This is a genomic window from Qipengyuania citrea (assembly GCF_024171405.1).
GTDB classification, from domain to species: domain Bacteria; phylum Pseudomonadota; class Alphaproteobacteria; order Sphingomonadales; family Sphingomonadaceae; genus Qipengyuania; species Qipengyuania profunda.
In genome coordinates, this window is sequence record NZ_JALJZT010000002.1 from 653701 (window position 1) to 668447 (window position 14747).

At 63.2% G+C, this 14747-nt stretch carries 13 protein-coding genes; 4 read left to right on the forward strand and 9 right to left on the reverse strand.

What is annotated here, in order from left to right:
- Position 1: 1 nt before the first annotated feature.
- From fabF to J2S32_RS04055, 5 genes are all read right to left on the reverse strand, one after another.
- A complete protein-coding gene (gene fabF, locus J2S32_RS04035; RefSeq protein WP_253516681.1) occupies positions 2 to 1261 on the reverse strand; it encodes a beta-ketoacyl-ACP synthase II in 1260 nt (419 codons plus the stop codon).
- Positions 1262 to 1355: 94 nt separating this feature from the next.
- A complete protein-coding gene (locus tag J2S32_RS04040; RefSeq protein WP_006834437.1) occupies positions 1356 to 1592 on the reverse strand; it encodes an acyl carrier protein in 237 nt (78 codons plus the stop codon).
- Positions 1593 to 1721: 129 nt separating this feature from the next.
- Complete coding sequence (locus J2S32_RS04045; RefSeq protein ID WP_253516683.1) at positions 1722 to 2708, reverse strand: tetratricopeptide repeat protein; 987 nt, start codon at positions 2706 to 2708, stop codon at positions 1722 to 1724.
- 65 nt (positions 2709 to 2773) lie between these two features.
- A complete protein-coding gene (gene aspS / locus J2S32_RS04050) occupies positions 2774 to 4561 on the reverse strand; it encodes an aspartate--tRNA ligase (RefSeq protein WP_253516687.1) in 1788 nt (595 codons plus the stop codon).
- A 120-nt stretch (positions 4562 to 4681) separates the two neighbouring features.
- Positions 4682 to 5539 carry a cupin-like domain-containing protein gene (locus J2S32_RS04055; RefSeq protein ID WP_253516690.1) on the reverse strand — a complete coding sequence of 286 codons (858 nt, stop codon included), beginning with the start codon at positions 5537 to 5539 and terminating at the stop codon, positions 4682 to 4684.
- 208 nt (positions 5540 to 5747) lie between these two features.
- Here J2S32_RS04055 and rnd point away from each other — a divergent pair, with 208 nt between their 5' ends.
- Both rnd and J2S32_RS04065 read left to right on the forward strand, forming a co-directional pair.
- Positions 5748 to 6950, forward strand: a complete 1203-nt coding sequence (gene rnd / locus J2S32_RS04060) for a ribonuclease D (protein WP_253516693.1) — start codon at positions 5748 to 5750, stop codon at positions 6948 to 6950.
- Positions 6951 to 7058: 108 nt separating this feature from the next.
- Entirely contained in the window at positions 7059 to 7955 is an 897-nt protein-coding gene (locus tag J2S32_RS04065; RefSeq protein ID WP_253516695.1) for a hydrogen peroxide-inducible genes activator, read from the forward strand.
- Positions 7956 to 8159: 204 nt separating this feature from the next.
- On the opposite strand, the gene J2S32_RS04070 is transcribed toward J2S32_RS04065, so the two are convergent.
- From J2S32_RS04070 to pgsA, 3 genes are all read right to left on the reverse strand, one after another.
- Positions 8160 to 9263: a hypothetical protein gene (locus J2S32_RS04070; protein WP_253516697.1), complete on the reverse strand. Its 1104-nt coding sequence runs from the start codon at positions 9261 to 9263 to the stop codon at positions 8160 to 8162.
- A gap of 174 nt (positions 9264 to 9437) precedes the next feature.
- Positions 9438 to 10298 (reverse strand): hypothetical protein, encoded by an 861-nt coding sequence (locus J2S32_RS04075; protein WP_253516699.1) that lies wholly within the window; start codon positions 10296 to 10298, stop codon positions 9438 to 9440.
- 395 nt (positions 10299 to 10693) lie between these two features.
- On the reverse strand, positions 10694 to 11287 hold the full coding sequence (gene pgsA / locus J2S32_RS04080) for a CDP-diacylglycerol--glycerol-3-phosphate 3-phosphatidyltransferase (RefSeq protein ID WP_253516701.1): 594 nt from the start codon (positions 11285 to 11287) through the stop codon (positions 10694 to 10696).
- A gap of 113 nt (positions 11288 to 11400) precedes the next feature.
- Between pgsA and J2S32_RS04085 the strand changes: the two genes are divergently transcribed.
- Positions 11401 to 12738, forward strand: coding sequence for an MFS transporter (locus J2S32_RS04085; protein ID WP_253516704.1), 1338 nt, complete (start codon positions 11401 to 11403; stop codon positions 12736 to 12738).
- Positions 12739 to 12741: 3 nt separating this feature from the next.
- Here J2S32_RS04085 and J2S32_RS04090 read toward each other — a convergent pair whose 3' ends face one another.
- Positions 12742 to 12936, reverse strand: a complete 195-nt coding sequence (locus J2S32_RS04090; RefSeq protein WP_253516709.1) for a hypothetical protein — start codon at positions 12934 to 12936, stop codon at positions 12742 to 12744.
- A 136-nt stretch (positions 12937 to 13072) separates the two neighbouring features.
- Here J2S32_RS04090 and J2S32_RS04095 point away from each other — a divergent pair, with 136 nt between their 5' ends.
- Positions 13073 to 14740: a thiamine pyrophosphate-binding protein gene (locus J2S32_RS04095; protein ID WP_253516712.1), complete on the forward strand. Its 1668-nt coding sequence runs from the start codon at positions 13073 to 13075 to the stop codon at positions 14738 to 14740.
- The last annotated feature ends 7 nt before the right edge of the window (positions 14741 to 14747 follow it).

Sequence of the window (14747 nt, forward strand, 5' to 3'; positions counted from 1 at the left end):
GTCAATCGACCTGTTTGAGGATCAGCGATGCATTGGTGCCGCCGAACCCGAAGCTGTTGTTGAGCACCGCCTTCACTTCGCGCTGCTTGGCCTGCTTGGGGACCAAGTCGACACCTTCGGTGCCCTCGTCGGGATTGTCGAGATTGAGCGTGGGCGGGACGATCTGGTCGCGGATCGCGAGGATGCAGAAGATGGCCTCGACCGCACCGGCGCCGCCCAGAAGGTGCCCGATGGCCGATTTGGTGCTGCTCATCGATGCACCGCCCAAATCGTCGCCCAGCACGCGCTTGACCGCGCCCAGTTCGATCGTGTCGGCCATGGTCGATGTGCCATGCGCATTGACGTAATCGATATCCGCCGCGGTCAGGCCCGCCTTCTTGAGCGCCATGCGCATGGCCAGTTCGGCGCCCTTGCCTTCGGGATGCGGTGCAGTGACGTGATAGGCATCGCCCGACAGGCCATAGCCGACCACTTCGGCATAGATCTTCGCGCCGCGGGCCTTGGCGTGTTCATATTCCTCGAGCACGACCACGCCCGCGCCCTCGCCCATCACGAAACCGTCGCGGTCCTTGTCATAGGGACGGCTGGCTTCGGTGGGGCGGTCGTTCATGCTCATGTTGAGCGCGCGCGCCTGTGCGAAACCGGCCACGCCGAGCGGGTTGATGGTGCCTTCGGCGCCGCCCGCCAGCATGACGTCGGCATCGTCGAGCGCGATCATCCGCGCGGCATCGCCGATCGAATGCGCCCCGGTCGAACAGGCCGTCACCACCGCGTGGTTGGGGCCCATCAGCCCGTATTTGATCGAGACCTGACCCGAGATGAGATTGATCAGCCGGCCGTGGACGAAGTGCGGCGACACGCGGCCGGGGCCGCGTTCGTGCAGCACGATGCTTTCTTTCTCGATCCCCGGCAGCCCGCCGATGCCCGAGCCGATCGAGACGCCGGTGCGCAGCTTGAGTTCGTCGTCCATCTCGTCGAGGCCGGCGTCTTCAAGCGCCTGGCCCGCGGCATCGATGCCATAGATGATGAACGGATCGACCTGCCGCTGGACCTTGTGGTCGACGCGCTTGTCGGGGTCGAAGCCGAACTCGTGGTCCTTGGGCTTCACCTCGCAGGCGATGGTGCATTTCTGCCCCTCGGTGTCGAAGCGCGTGATTTGCGCGGCTCCGCTCTTGCCCGCGATCAGGTTCTTCCATGAAGTCTCCACGTCACCGCCCAGGGGGGTGACGAGGCCAAGTCCGGTTACGACCACACGACGCATGTAATTCTCCGCAGATAAGACAACAGGCCCGGCCCGCTATGGGGTCGGGCCTGTCCGGTCCCGCATATAGTGCGGGATTCGAAAAGCGCGAGGCTTAGCCCTTGTGCTCTTCGATATACTTGGTCGCGTCGCCGACGGTGGTGATCTTCTCAGCCGCATCGTCGGGGATTTCCACGCCGAATTCCTCTTCGAAGGCCATGACCAGCTCGACGATGTCGAGACTGTCCGCACCGAGATCGTCGATGAAGCTGGCTTCCTGGGTGACCTTGTCGGCCTCGACGCCGAGGTGCTCGACGACAATTTTCTGCACGCGGTCGGCAGTATCGCTCATTTGTGTCCCTCTCAGATTGGGGGTTTGTGAATTGCCTGTCGCCCTAATGAACGCCGCTGGCAAGCGCAAGGGGCTCGCGACAGCAGCATAATAAAGCGATTTCCCTACCAAACGCCAACCGCGCCCAGCTTATCCCGGCGGATAGCGGCGGTCGAGCTGGCGTTCGGCGCGCATCCGGCTCGCCACGCGGTCGATACCGGCTTGCGCATAGGCCCGCCCGTCGGCCGTCATCCGCGTGCGCTGGTACAGATCCGCCGCTTCTTCCAGCCGGCCATCGCGTTCGGCGCATAGTCCCGCATTGAACAGGAGCGACGCGTGATCGGGATAGGAGGCCAGCATCGCTTCGAACTGGACGCAGGATACCGCCTGATCGGACTTGGTCAGCCGGACCGTCTCCCTGAACGCGCTGGAATCGGCGTTCGCCAGGCCCTTGCGGCTTTCCATGATGCGCACATCCTCGCGCCTGAATTCGGGAGCAAGGTCATAGCGTACGCGCTGGGCAAACTCGTCCACCATCGAATCCATCATGCGCGCGGGCGAAGGCTCGGACTTGTCGTTCGCGCAATAGCGCTGCGATTGCACCAGGTCGTCGTCCGCCGCGTAGAGCGTCCCGCCTTCACGCGCGATGAGTCGCAGCGAAGGAGAGAAGCGAACGGTCATCTTGCGACAGCGGAACACATCGACCGTTTCCTCGATGCATTTCTTGTTATCGTCGCGGCGCACGCAGCGGGTGCGTTTCTCCGACCCGTCGCGGACTTCCGAAACCTCGCCGCTTGCGGTGCCCCGCAGCGTGGCTCCTACCGGACCGCTGAAGGCCTCCTCGGGCGCCGCGCCAGCCGCACCGTAGATATGGTAGGTGTTACCGCCGCCCGTCGCCGACTTGATCGTGAAATAGGGCTGCGAATCCAGCCGGACATCCTCCAACCGGTCGGTGATCGCAATGGCGAGCTGTTCGCCGACATCGCCGCCGAAGCGTTCGACCGTGATTTCCTCGACCTCGACCGCACCGGCCGTGCGCGCCGGGTAGACACCTTCGACGGTCAGCACCTCGGCCAGCGCGATATCCGGGCTGGCCAGTGCCAACCCCGCTATCGCCAACAGTGAATATGTCCGCATTCCATCCCCCGTTTCTCCGAGGGAAGGTCTAGGTCAGCGCGGTGACGCTGTCATGAACAAATCGGTCAGCTATTGTCAGGCTTCGGCGCTTCCACGGTCCGGACATGCACGTCGCGCAGCTGGCGCGGGCTGACGAGATTGGGCGCGCCCATCATCAGGTCCTGCGCCTTCTGGTTGAGCGGGAAGGCAATCACTTCGCGAATGTTCGGCTCGTCGGCTAGCAGCATCACGATGCGGTCGATCCCCGGGGCCGAACCGCCATGCGGCGGGGCACCCAGCTTGAACGCCTCGATCATGCCGCTGAAGTTCTCGTCGACATCGGCCTGGCTGTAACCGGCCAGTTCGAACGCCTTGTACATTATGTCGGGGCGGTGGTTCCGGATTGCGCCCGAGGACAGCTCGTAGCCATTGCAGACGATGTCGTACTGCCACGCGAGGATATCGAGCGGGTCCTTGGTTTCCAGCGCTTCCATCTCGCCCTGCGGCATCGAGAAGGGGTTGTGGCTGAAATCGATTTTCTTCTGTTCTTCGTCATATTCGAACATCGGGAAATCGACGATCCAGCAGAATTTGAAGCAGCCTTCCTCGATCAGGCCGAGTTCCTCGGCCACGCGGGTGCGCGCGGCGCCAGCCAGCTTGGCGGCGTCCTTTTCCTTGCCCGCGGCAAAGAACAGGCCATCGTTCTCGCCCAGCCCCAGCTCGGCATAGAGCTTTTCCATGCCTTCGGTGCCGTGGTTCTTGGCGATCGGACCGCCGAATTCGCCGCCCTTGCGGGTGACATAGCCAAGGCCCGCGAAACCTTCGCGGCGCGCCCAGTCGTTCATCTCGTCGAAGAACTTGCGGCTTTTCTCATGCGTGTTCGGTGCGGGGATCACGCGCACGCGGCCGCCACCGCCGACGATCTTCTCGAACAGGCCGAATCCGCTCTGCTCGAAATGGCTGGTGACATCGCTGATGATCAGCGGGTTGCGCAGGTCGGGCTTGTCGCTGCCGTATTTGAGCATCGCTTCGGCATAGGGGATGCGCGGGAATTCGCCCGCGGGGGTCACGCTCTTGCCGCCCGAGAATTCCTCGAACACGCCCGCCAGCACGGGTTCGATCGCCTGGAAAACGTCTTCCTGCGTGACGAAGCTCATTTCGAAGTCGAGCTGGTAGAACTCGGGGCTGCGATCGGCGCGCAGGTCTTCATCGCGGAAACACGGCGCGATCTGGAAATAGCGGTCGAAGCCGGCGACCATCAGCAGCTGCTTGAACATCTGCGGCGCCTGCGGAAGCGCGTAAAAGCGGCCCGGGTGCAGGCGGCTGGGCACGAGGTAGTCGCGCGCGCCTTCGGGGCTGGAAGCGCCGAGGATCGGCGTCTGGAACTCGCTGAAGCCCTGGTCGGTCATCCGGCGGCGCAGCGAGGTGATGACCTTGTTGCGCAGCATGATGTTGGCATGCACGCGCTCGCGCCGCAGGTCGATGAAGCGGTATTTGAGGCGCGTCTCTTCCGGATAATCCTCGGCCGAGTTGACGATCAGCGGAAGATCGTCCGCGCGGCTCTGCACGGTGACCGCGCGGGCGAAGACCTCGATCCCGCCGGTCGGCAGGTTCGGGTTCACCGCGGCATCGGCGCGCGCCTTGACCACGCCATCGATGGTGACGACCGATTCCAGCTTGAGCTTGTCGAGAACCGGCAGCGCCTCGCTGTCTTCGTCGGCGACGATCTGGGTGATGCCGTAATGGTCGCGCAGATCGACGAACAGCACGCCGCCATGATCGCGCTTGTTATGCACCCAGCCCGACAGGCGAACGGTTTCGCCGACATTGTCCTTGGTGAGCGCGGCGCAGGTATGGGTACGATAGGCGTGCATCTAAAGCTCGATCTTTCTGCCGGAGATTGGTTGGAACCGCGCGCGCATCCGGGCGCCGCACGAGAGCGCGCCCCTAACAGCCACCAAGGGCCGTTTTGTCAAGATTTCTCTGGGTCCAGGCTAGGCGAGTCGCGCCCGGCGCAAGGCGCGCAGCGTGCCGGCGCGCACCCACGGGCGCACCCCCGGCTCGGGCGCCCTCACCCCGCAGCGCGCGAGCAGGCCGTTCATGGCCCAGGCATCGTCCTGCATCAGGCTGCTGTGCGAACGCCAGGTTACCGAGAGCGAGATCGACGGTTCGGTCCCGACCGTGACCGTGTGCGGGGCCTTGAAGGGAACGTGGAGCGCATCGCCCGGGGCAAGGTCGAAGGGCCAGCCCTGCGCTGCCAGTTCGGGCCGCCATTCGAGCAGATTGGCGCCGCTGCGGTGGAAACGTTCATTGTCCGACCGGGACGGCAGGCCGCAGGATGGCGGCAGGATTGTGAACCGTTTGCGGCCGCTGATCTGGAACAGGATATTGTATTCCGGATCGAAATGCAGCGGGGTGACGAGCCCCGGTGAACTGATGAACAGGAACGCAGTGGGTTTGACGATCGCGCCGGTACGCGTTTCGACCACCGGCGTGATAGCCTGCAGGATATCGGCCACGAGCGGCGCGAAATCGGGCCATTTGTCCAGCTCGCGCAGCATGATCCAGCGCTTCGCGCCGTGGAGACCGTGCACCAGCGGCCGCAGATCCGCCGGGTATTCGGGCAATACGCGGAAGCGCTGCTGCGGCGTATCTTCGCGTATCTCGATCAGCGCGCGATCGGCTGCCGCGATGGTATCGGCCAGCCGCGACCAGTCGAAGCACGGTTCGATGTCGAGCCTGTGCGAAAGCAGGTGCGCGGCTTCGGGATAGGCCCCCCACAGCGGCGCGCGGTCGAAGCCGGGCGTGGCTGCGACGGCATCGAAAGCATGCTGGAATTCCATGCGGGACATGGGGTGCACCATGGCACCCAAGCGTTAAGACCAGCTTGACCGGACTTGCGGCAGGTCTAAAGCGGCGCGCATCGCGACGGTGTATAGTTGCCGCCGAACGATTGCGGGCCGCGCCAGACGCGCTAGCCTGAACCTGCGGGGCAAGCCCGCAACTCGATGGGCCCCGGCCCGGGGGCGGCACTCCGCCCGACAGAAACGAAAAGATACGATGAAAATACACGAGCTTATTACCGAGACTGCACCGCTGGCCGAATTGTGCGAGCGACTGGCGAAAAGCGATTTCGTCTGCGTCGATACCGAATTCATGCGCGAGAACACCTATTGGCCCGAGCTGTGCCTGGTGCAGATCGGCAATGAGGAAGAGGCCGCGGCGATCGACCCGCTCGCGCCCGGCATCGACCTCACCCCGCTGTGGGACCTGATGTGCGACAATGACGAGGTGCTCAAGGTCTTCCACGCCGGCGGGCAGGACGTCGAGATCGTCTATAATTTCACCGGCAAGACCCCGCAGCCGATCTTCGATACGCAGATCGCGATGATGGCGATCAGCCAGAGCGAACAGATCGGCTATGCCAATCTGGTCGAAAGCTGGCTGGGCCTGACGATCGACAAGGGTGCGCGGTTTACCGACTGGGGCCGCCGTCCGCTGACCGAGCGGCAGATCGAATATGCGATCGGCGATGTCACCCATCTGGCGGACATCTTCCCGCGCATCCTCAAGAAGCTGATGAAGACCGGCCGCGGCGTGTGGCTCGATGCCGAAATGGAAAAGCTCGCCGATCCGGCGAATTACGCCAATGATGCCGATCTCGCGTGGAAGCGCATCCGCTCGCCCGGGCGCAACCCCGCAGTGCTTGGGCGGCTCAAGGCGCTGGCCGCATGGCGCGAGAGCGAGGCGCAGCACAAGAACATCCCGCGCGGGCGCATCATGCGCGACGAGACGCTGGCCGATATCGCCAGCCACCCGCCCAAGAAACAGCCCGACCTGATCAAGGTCCGCGGCCTGTCGAATGCGTGGAAGGACAACGACATCGGCAAACGGCTTCTCAAGGTGCTCGACAAGGCCGAACCGCTGCCGAAAGAGGAAATGCCCGACAAGCCCAAGCGCGGTGCGCCGCTGGGCAAGGAAGGCGCACTGGTCGCCGATCTGCTCAAGCTGCTGCTCAAGATCCGCGCGCGCGAGATCGACGTCGCGTCGCGCCTGCTGACCAAGGCCGACGAGATGGAAGCCCTCGCCGCGGGCGCGCGCGACCTCAAGATCCTTACCGGCTGGCGCTACGACGTCTTCGGCAAGGATGCGCTCGAACTGGTCGAAGGCCGGCTGGCTTTCGCGGTCAAGGACGGCCGCCTGCTGATGACCCATGTCGATGAACTGCACGCCGGCATGGTCGAAGCGCAGGCAGCGGAATAGAACGCAAACAGTCATTGCGAGCGGCGCAGCCGCGCGGCAATCCAGCGCCGGGTTTACTGGATTACCGCGTCGCCTGCAGCTCCTCGCAATGACGGATATGGGTTAGAAATGTCCACTTATCTTCCCACGCTCAAGCAGCTCCAGTATCTCGTCGCGCTCCACGAGCACGGCCATTTCGGGCGCGCGGCGGATGCCAGCTTCGTGTCGCAATCGACGCTGTCGGCGGGCATTCGCGAGCTTGAATCGCTGCTCGGCGTGACGCTAGTCGAGCGCAGCCGCCGTGTGGTGCGCTTCACGGCACTGGGCAACCAGGTGGTCGACAAGGCGCACCGCATTCTGCGCGAGGCGGAGGAACTGGCCGATCTGGTGCAGGCGGCGGGCAAGCCGCTGGCGGGCCAGCTGCGGATGAGCGTAATTCCCACGATCGCACCGTTCCTGCTGCCGCGCTTCCTCCCGCGCCTGCGCCGCGAACGGCCCGACCTCGAACTGCTGCTGCGCGAGGAAACCAGCCATGATGCGGTCGAATCGCTCCAGCACGGCCGCGTCGATTGCGTGCTGCTCGCGCTGCCCTTCACCACCGGCGAGGTGGAAAAGGCGCATATCGCGCACGACGAACTCTACGTCGCCTTCCCCAAGGACGATCCGCGCGACCCGCCCGAATTCGTGCCCCCGAGCATGATCGACGAGGGGCGGCTGCTGCTGCTCGAAGACGGCCACTGCCTGAAGGACCACGCGCTGGCCGCGTGCAACCGGCCCGAAATGCGCGCCAGCGCGACGATGATCGGCACCAGCCTGCATACGCTGGTGCAGATGGTCGATAACGACCTCGGCCTGACCATGCTGCCCAAGATGGCGGTCGATGCGGGGATCCTCAACGGGACCGACGTGGTCGCCCGCCCTCTCAAATCGAAGAACGCCACCCGCGAAATCGCGCTGATCTGGCGCAAGAACTCGCCAAGGCGCGCGGATTTCGAACTGCTGGCCGAGGAATTGCGGGCTGGTTAGGCAGCTAGGGACGGCTTCTATCCAATTGTAATCAAAGAAAACTTGCACGGACCTTGTCGGCTTTGCTCCTCGCTCCGGTCATACCACTCACTGCGACCTCTGCGGGGAAGCTGCCCTCAAACGGTCACGCGAGAAGACGCTTGTAGGCGCACGTGTCGCAGTCGATCAGGTCGGACACACGATAGGGCCCGGGCCGCACCCTGATTACTCTACCTCTTGCTGGTCGATCGCCACCGTTGGAGTCGTTTTAATGGTCGGTGCCTCGATCTGCGGAATGTCGGCGTTTTTTCCGTCGAGATCGAGAACGCCAAGTAGATATGCGCCTACAAGGGTGCCGATAACCGTCGCCAAGATGCCGCTGGCCCAAGATATGGTCGACGGTCCTAACTTGCTGATCCACCCCTCCTCCTTCTCTTTGAGGTGGATCGCAGCGAATGGGAGAAACTTGGAGTGTAGCCAGTTGATGCCAAGCAACAAGGCAAGGCCGGTTCCCATAAAAATACCTCGGTCTCGAAGAGTTTCGAAGCTAGGCAAGAGTACCAGTGCAGTGAGCAGAAGGAACTGGTTAAGGCTGATTCCCCAGCGCGCATATGTCGTCACATAGGTGCGTCCATACGGCTCAACGCTGCGCTTTATCGTCTCTAGCTTGCCTAGCACCCATGCTTCGTCATTCCCCTGGGTCATCGCCCAATTGATCTGCGGCCCGAACTCAATGGTGACGGACTGATTGAACCCGGCCGCGTCCTGCTTCTGCGCGAAAATCCTCACGAGCGTTGCCGTTGTCGCCTTCCATTCCTGGTCCTTGAAGGTGTCGAGGTAGCGAGCTTGTTCCGTTCCCGTATTCACCGATACGACAACACTTGGAAAGTCGGATTGTAGGCTCTCTGCGAGATCGACGATCCCATCTCGATCAATCTCGATTGCACCGAAATTGTGTCGAGCAGTGTGGAGCTGTTCAGGCCCGGATTTTTCGTAAGTGTCGTCGTCAAAATTGTGAGGGAATATGTGGAAAGTCCCTCCGGTCCCGATTTGGGTCTCCCAGTCGCCTCGAATTTCGCCGCGAGCATTTAGCGTCCCGGTCGCGGTCAAATTTCCCAGCGTCACACCATCGATTTCTGCTGTAGGTGTCCCGGTAAGTTTCAACGTCGGCGCGTCAAACGTACCCTCGACAGAATACACGGCGACAACGCCGGGCTCGCTTATTCGAAGGGTTCCAGTGAGCGCATCGTCCTCACCTTCAAGTTTAATGAAGATGTTTCCAGTATTTGTGCCGAAAATTCTTCCAGCCCAGCGTTTGGTTAGCGGCATTTAATCCTCGCTCAACTTGCTAGAGGCTGTATCGAAGCCTTTTGAAGATCAATCCAAGCAAATGATGCTATCCACGTCACAGTGCTCGCTTCGCAGTGGTAATGTTTCTTAGATCGCATTCACGCGGCAAGCGAACTATGCCAGCGAGGGTCCATAGCGCCAAGTCGCTATCGCCTAGCTCCGTCCAACCAAATCGGGGTGCTGCCAGTCGTCACCCACGTATGCGCCCCACTGCCGCAGCAGTGTTCGGGCGACGAACGAAACATCGCGAACTTGCTTGTCACCACTGAATGCCCCTTCGAAGTAAGTGCCGACAGCCGCAACCTGCAGATCGATGGCATCGTTCACCCGCCTCTCCAGCTTTTTGCCTCGACCAGCGCCTTCTCCAATCCATGCTAGCGTATGGATGAGGACGCATAGCGAGTAGCGGAATGCGAACATGCTCATCGCATCCTTAACCGCCAACGCCTTTTCGCCTTGTTTCTGCTGGTTATCGATCATGAAGTTACGCGTGGCCTCCAGTAGCAAGGCCACCGCCTTCCGTTTCGTTGCATCGGACACCTTTTGTTTCGTGGCGATTGCTCGCCGTTCCTCGCGAGTGAACTCACCTGCTGCGCCCACAAGCGCATCCTCCCAGTCAGCGACTTCGTTACGCAGGCGTTCGATCATAGTGCTCGCGTATGTTTCGGCCTCCTGCATCATCGGCCCAAGATGCTCTGGCGGAGGAACACGCCTAAGATCGGCAGCCAGCTGACCCAGCCTCACACTCTCGGCGTAGTCGATCAACTTTACCGCATCGTCCTTGCTTCGGACCTCGTCGTCGAGAATGTCGCCAATAGGCCGTAACGCGAACACTTGGTTTGGGAACTTGGCAGCAATCGTCAATGACTCTCGCGAGGTCGTCAGCGCATTCTTCTTTTGCATTTCGATGATCGTCCAATCCGAGAACGCGACCGAATGACTCCGGTCCATCGCTAGGAATTCCTCCATCGCTGGCGCTCGCATTAGGTTTTTATCGAAGATGATAGTGATCATGCTGTCGAAGTGATGTCGGGCGCCCAGAATAGCAATGAAGTTTGCTAGATCGTGGTCATGTTGCTCCGGCGAAATGTATGACCACATGGCGAAGGGTTTGCCGATGTCAGACAGAAACCCGCAACCAGACTGACCCCCAATATTCCGTTACGAGCGAGCTGCATATTCGGGTCACGCGCAGTGTGTATGGTCCAGCAGGTTCGTCCGCCAAAACACGCCGGTCTCCTCCCCACTCCGTCTCGGATATTTCCTACAGCGAGCGCCCGCGCTAAAACCCCGCGCGCTCTTTCTCGCCGTCGAACCAGCCCGATCCCGCCCCTTTCGCACCCCCGCGTTTTTTGCGCATGGACCGTGTAACACCCGGTCCATGTCTACACAGTGGCCGAGGGCGAATCCTAATCCATGTGCTTGAGGCCGACGCGCAGGTAATCCCAGCCGGTGATCAGCGTCAGCACGGCTGCCGCCCACAGCGTGGCGAGGCCCACCGTGTGCGGGATATTCGCTTCGACGGCGCCGATCATCATGGTCCATTGCGGCAGGCCCTGGCCGAGGATCAGCGCCCCCAGCGCGACCATCTGGAAGGTCGTCTTCCACTTGGCCAGCCGGCTCACCGGAACCGACACCTGCAGCGGCCCGAGAAACTCGCGCAGGCCCGACACGGCGATCTCGCGCATCAGGATGATCAGCCCGGCCACGACATGCATGTCGCCGACATAGGGCCCGCGAAGCACGCCCTGCGCGGCGAGCACGAGGATCACCGCCGCGACCATGATCTTGTCCGCGATCGGATCGAGGAAGATGCCCAGTTTCGACACCGTCCCGCTGGTGCGCGCCAGATAGCCGTCGAAGTAATCGGTGATGCCCATCAGGCAGTAGAGGCCGAAGGCGAGCAGGAAGCCGGTTTCCCAGCCTGGCCACCACAGGAACCAAGCGAGCAGCGGAATCGCGAAAATACGCGACAGTGTCAGCATGTTGGGTAGCGTCAGCATCGTGGCGCCAGCCCTAGCGGCAATCGTCCCGTCGCAAAAGCCGCTGTGTGCCCTTGTCCGCCACCGCGATGGCACTAGACTTGGGCCACAAATGGGTTTCTGCCCGGGGGGTCATGCTTACATCCACGCATTTGCTGCGGCGCCGGCGGTTCCTGCCGCTGTTCGTCACGCAGCTGTTCAACGCCTTCAACGACAATCTCTACAAGACCACCATGGTCCTGTTCGTCGTTTACGCGGTCTATAATGACGAGACGACCGAGGCGGGGTTCAGCGGGCTCGCCTCGGCGCTGTTCATCCTGCCGTTCTTCATCCTGTCCGCGCTGGCGGGCCAGCTCGCCGACATGCGCGACAAGGCGAAGATCATCCGCACGGTCAAGCTGTGCGAGATCGGGCTGATGATGATCGGCGCGGCCGGCCTCTACATGGCGTGGCAGGGCATCATGGTGGAGACAGTGGCGATCCCGCTGCTGCTGCTCGCGCTGTTCCTGACCGGGGTGCAATCGACCTTCCTCGGGCCGATCAAATACGCGATCCTACCGCAGCACCTCAAAAAGGAAGAGGTGCTCGCGGGGACCGGCCTGGTCGAGGCCGGGACCTATATCGCCATTCTGGCGGGTACGATCCTCGCCGGACCGCTGGCGGTGGAGCATACCGGCTGGGCCGCGATCGGCATTATCGTGACCGCCTGCATCGGCTATTTCGTCAGCCGCCAGGTGCCCCCCGCCCCGCCCATGGGCGAGATCGAGAAGCTCGACTGGCACATCCTGCGCGCCTCGGCGAAGCTGGTGCGCGACACGATGCACAATCCGGAGGTCTATTACGCGATCCTCGCGATCAGCTTCTTCTGGACCATCGGCGCGGTGCTGTTCATCCAGTTCCCGCCGCTGGCCAAGAACACCATCATGGCCAGCCCCGAAGTCGCCAGCCTGTTCCTGGTCGTCTTCTCGGTCGGCGTGGCGATCGGATCGGTGGCGGTCAATGCGCTGCTCAAGGGGCGCGTCTCGGCGCGGTTTGCACCCGGATCGGTGATCGCGATGGGGGTGTTCGTGGTCGCCTTCTACGTCGTGGCGAAGCTGTGGGAAGCGGACCAGCCGACCAGCCTGCTGGGGGTGAACGAATTTATCGCCTGGCCGATGGCGGCGGTGCTGCTGCTGTGCCTGCTGGGAATCTCGGTCGCTGGCGGAATGTTCGTGGTGCCGCTCTACGCCTTCCTCACCACGCGCGTTTCGCCCGACAAGGCCTCGCGCACGATCGCGGCGAACAATATCGTCAATTCGGGCGCGATGGTGGGCGGGTCGCTCGTGGCGATGGGCATGAGCGCGATCGGGGTGCCGATTACCGAACAGATCCTGCTCTGCGCAGCGATGTGCCTGGTTTCCGCATGGCTTGCACGCAGACTGATCGCGGCGGAGAACCACGCGGCCGCCGAAGCCGTTGCTGCCGGCGCCTAAGCGCTACACGATAAAGGCGAACACCGCGGCGAGCGTGGCGAAATAGGTCGTTGCGACCCCGCGGACATCGTCGCGGGTCAGACGCCAGTCGACCGTCCTGCTCGCGGGGAGATCGGCGAAAGCCGCACGTCGCTGCGGCAGGCTTGCCCGGAACCAGTGGCGGGCGGCTTCACTCGAGAGGACCAGGGCGCGTCGCATAGGCCCTTGTTAACGCTTTCTTAACCTTTTGGAACCGCTTTTGGCCCAACTGTCCCCGACTGGAACGGCGCGCGTGCAGATCGACGATCGAGGTCGCAATTGCGCCGCTGCATCAGGCGGGCTAACCGGCGCTATCATGCAAGCGCCCAACACCCCGCCCGCCGCCCGATTGCTCGTCGATTGCCTTGTCGAACAGGGGTGCGACCGCGTCTTCACCGTGCCGGGGGAGAGCTTCCTCCAGGTGCTCGATGGTCTCGGCCAACAGGACGCGATCGACGTGGTAACCTGCCGGCAAGAAGGCGGCGTCTCCTTCATGGCCTGCGCCGATGGCGCGATGACGGGCCGCCCCGGCGTCGCCTTCGTCACGCGCGGTCCGGGGGCGACCAATGCCAGCATCGGCGTGCATGTCGCGATGCAGGATTCGCAGCCGATGATCCTCTTCGTCGGCGATGTCGACAGCGAGATGCGCGACCGCGAAGGCTTCCAGGAAGTCGATTTCGCGGCGTTCTTCGGACCGATCGCCAAATGGGCGGCGCGGATCGATTCCGCCGAGCGGATCCCCGAATACATCGCGCGCGCCTATGCCACCGCGATCTCGGGGCGGCCCGGCCCGGTCGTGCTGGCCCTGCCCGAAGACATGCTCAGCCGGGACACCGCCGCGATGCCTCGCCCGCGGGTCGAACGTCCGGCCCAGGCGCCCTGCCCCGATGCGATGCAGGCGCTGATGGCGCTGATTGCCGATGCCGCGGCGCCCGTGGCGATCATCGGGGGCGCGGGCTGGAACGCCAAGGCCCGCGCGCATTTCCAGCTCTTCGCCGAGCGGCTCGGCATTCCGGTGGCGACGGCTTTCCGCCGGCAGGACGCGATTTCACCCGCAAGCGCGGTCTATGCTGGCAATCTCGGCTACGGCCCCAACCCCGCGCTGGTCGAACGCGTCAAACAGGCCGACCTGATCCTCGCGATCGGTGCGCGGCTCGGGGAAGCGACCACCGATGGCTACACCGTCCCGCCGCTGACCGCGCCCGAGCGCAAGCTGGTTCACGTCCACCCCGATGCAAACGAACTCAACCGCGTCTACCCCGCCGATCTGGCCATCTGCGCCAGCATGGACGAATTCGCAGAAAGCGCCGCGCTTTGGGATGACGGCGAAACGATCGACTTTGATGCAGGGGCCGCGGCGCATGCCGAGTGGGAAGACTGGGCGACTGCGCACCCCAACGACCATGCGCTGGACATGGGGCAGGCGGTCCAGTTCATGCGCGACACGCTGCCCGCCGACACGATCATCTGCAACGGCGCGGGCAATTTTGCCGGCTGGTGGCATCGCTACTGGCGCTACGAGGGCTTTCCGACCCAGCTCGCCCCCACCTGCGGCGCGATGGGTTACGGGGTGCCCGCGGCGGTCGCGGCGGCGATGCGGTATCCGCAACGCACCGTGGTCGCGGTGGCAGGCGATGGCGACTTCCTGATGAACGGGCAGGAACTGGCCACCGCGGTCCAGCATGGCGCCAACCTGCTGGTCATCGTGGTCGACAATTCGGCTTACGGCACGATCCGCATGCACCAGGAACGCGAATTTCCCGGCGAGGAACGGATCAGTGCCACCCGCCTTGCCAATCCCGACTTCGCCGCGCTCGCCGAAGCCTTCGGCGGCTGGTCGGCGCGGGCGGGAACGACCGAGGAGTTCAAGCACGCGCTGGTCGAGGCGCAGGGCCGCGGCGGCGTGCGGCTGATCCACTGCACCATCGATATCGAACAACTCGCCGCCAGCGGCGCCAGTATCAGCGGCCTGCGCGGCCGCTAGCGCAGCG